Consider the following 2,854-nt stretch of genomic DNA (forward strand, 5'->3'; position numbering starts at 1 on the left):
ACAAAAAGATGCACCAAAACTAGACGAACAAGGTGAGCAGATTCGTAAGGAATTTGAATAAAAATAAACATGAAAAACATTCTAAGCTAAATAGTGAATTAGTTATCCGACGGGATAATTGATTCACTATTTTTTGTTCTAGCCGTAGAATTTTAAATAGTAGTAAAACCATATGTCATCCGGCTTTTAGACACTTGACGTCGTATATAAAACTGGCAGTTTTACTAAGAAATTATGCAATCTCTTCGAAGAATGTGGACATTTAATGTCGGGTTTAGAAAATTAGATCTGATTTCTTGAGTAAGATAGTTTTACTGCTATATTTTGGGAGGTTTTTGAAAATGAAAGTTATCTTTGGCATTGACGTAAGCAAGAGTACATCAACTGTATGTACATTAATTAATGATATTAAGACCATTACTACAATTACTAATGATCGACCTGGTTTCTTACAATTGCTCAATGATCTGAAGGCTTTCGCTCAACATCCTCAAATTATTTTCGAAGCTACAGGCGTATATTCAAGAAGATTGCAAACCTTCTTAGACGATTACGGCTACGGATATGTAGTCTTAAACCCACTAAAAGCTAAGAAAGAGATGGATCTGGGGCTTAGACATAATAAAACTGATAGAACGGATGCCTATCACCTAGCTTTAATTCAAAAGCTTTATCATCATCCGGTCAGTCAATTGCAGGCCGAGCAATACCATCAATTAAATGCTTTGAGTCGTTTTTATGATCAATTGACCACCGATATTGTGATGGCAAAAAATCGACTTCATAAGGTTTTGCAGTTTACCTTTCCAGAAATTGAAAGCTTATTTAGTACGGCCAAAGGATTCAATTATTGGTCAATTGTCAAGATGTATCCTCACTGTGAACTGGTAAATGTCTCTACTAAACTTGAAATCTATAATAAGTTGATTGAATTGCCAGGATTTCAAGATAAAAAAGCTAAAAAATTTGCCTCAAATCTAATCAGTTTAGCTAGAAAGGCATATCCAGTGGCTTCTTGCAATAGTGTTGAATCTGCTGAGACTAGATACTATGCTCAACGTTTAATCGATTTGAATAATCAAAGGCAGGATCTAGTAAATCAGATGGTAAAGATAGCTAAAAACTTACCCAATCGGGACTTGGAGATTTTAGAAAGCATTCCAGGGATTGCTCAAACTACTGCGGTAAGAATCCTAGGAGAATTAGGCGATTTACGCAGATTTAGTAACCCCAATAAGATTAATGCTTTTATTGGAATTGATCCGGGACGTTATCAATCTGGTGAAATGGACTCCAGTTTAAGCATTACTAAACATGGCAATGCCGTAGCACGTAAGATTCTATATCGCGCTATCGGACAAATTGACCAGGCATCCAAAACTCAGTCCTGTCATATAGCTGATTATTATGAAAACAAAAAGCTATCCTCTCAAACTATAGGGTTCAAAAAGATAGCTATTGCTTCTATACATAAACTGATTCGGACGATGTATGCCCTAATCAGTAATGACCAACTATATGATTACGATGTAGCCAAACATAATCAAAAAGACTTTTATCGTAATTAATTGATCAAATTCATTATACTCTTCTAGCTTATTAAAAAACTATTTTAGTAAGCTTATTTGTCTTGAATTAATTTCTAAATAAATCGACCCACTTATTTAAAAACTAAATAATTCAATCAAAAATATCAGCCAAATACCTTATAATACTTGACTTTACGTAGAAAAATGTCAGAACCAAATTATGCCAAGTTAGAAGCAAATAATCCTCATTTAGATAAAGATAAGCCATATCCACTAGCAGGAATCTTAGTTGTGGACTTCACCCATGTCTTGTCAGGTCCAACTTGTACAAGAATGCTTGCCGACGCAGGTGCACGAGTAATCCATATTGAAAGAAAAACAGGAGATGATACGCGTCACATGGGACCATACATTGCGGATGGTTCAAGTGAATATTTCAGAATCTGCAATGCAGGAAAAGAATCAATTGCCTTAGATTTGAAAGATCCAAAAGATCATGCCTTAGCTGAAAAAATGATTGCCAAGGCAGATGTTGTTGTAGAAAACTTCCGTCCAGGTGTTATGGCGCGTTTAGGTTTTGCTCCAGAAGAAATGGTGAAGAAGTATCCTAAATTAATTTTTGCATCTGTTTCTGGATTTGGACAATATGGACCTTGGTCAAAACAAGCTGCTTACGATACCATTATTCAAGCTGTTTCGGGATTAATGGATGCCACAGGTGAACCGAACGGCAAGCCAACACGTGTTGGAACTTCAGTTTCTGATGTTGTTGCTGGAATTATGGGCTATAGCGCGATTACCACTGCTTTAGTAGCAAGAGAGCGAACAGGAAAGGGTACAACTGTAGATGTTTCGATGCTAGATTCTACCTTCTCTTTAATGGTGCAAGACCTAATGATTGATCTTGGGCCACATGAAGTACCACACAGAATTGGCAATCGTCATCCTGATATGTATCCGTTTGATACTTTTGATTGTCAAGATCAGCCAATTGCCATTTGTTGTGGAAATGATCATTTATGGGGATTATTATCTAATGCATTAGGGCATGAAGAATGGATTAATCAAGCAGATTTTAAGACAAATGATTTGCGTGAGAAAAACTGGCAAGAAGTTAAGAATGCGATGCAAGCTGTGCTTAAAACTAGGACTGCCACAGAATGGGATGAAATTTTGCATAAAGCAGGGGTACCAGCTGGTTTAGTTTTGAATGTGGATAAGACTAGACGCCTTGATCAAATTATTGAGCCGTTTGATACTTTTGATTGTCAAGATCAGCCAATTGCCATTTGTTGTGGAAATGATCATTTATGGGGATTATTATC

At 36.2% G+C, this 2,854-nt stretch carries 2 protein-coding genes; both read left to right on the top strand.

All coding sequences use genetic code 11. The features are described from left to right. Positions 1 to 341 precede the first annotated feature (341 nt). The gene (locus Q0Y70_RS09800; RefSeq protein ID WP_297820517.1) at positions 342 to 1,568 is read left to right on the top strand and encodes an IS110 family transposase; all 1,227 of its coding nucleotides are present in this window, start codon (positions 342 to 344) and stop codon (positions 1,566 to 1,568) included. A 165-nt stretch (positions 1,569 to 1,733) separates the two neighbouring features. Beyond that, the coding region (locus tag Q0Y70_RS09805; protein WP_297820522.1) for a CoA transferase at positions 1,734 to 2,854 on the top strand (1,121 nt) is incomplete at its 3' end.

The sequence above is a fragment of the uncultured Lactobacillus sp. genome, assembly GCF_947367085.1.
GTDB lineage: Bacteria > Bacillota > Bacilli > Lactobacillales > Lactobacillaceae > Lactobacillus.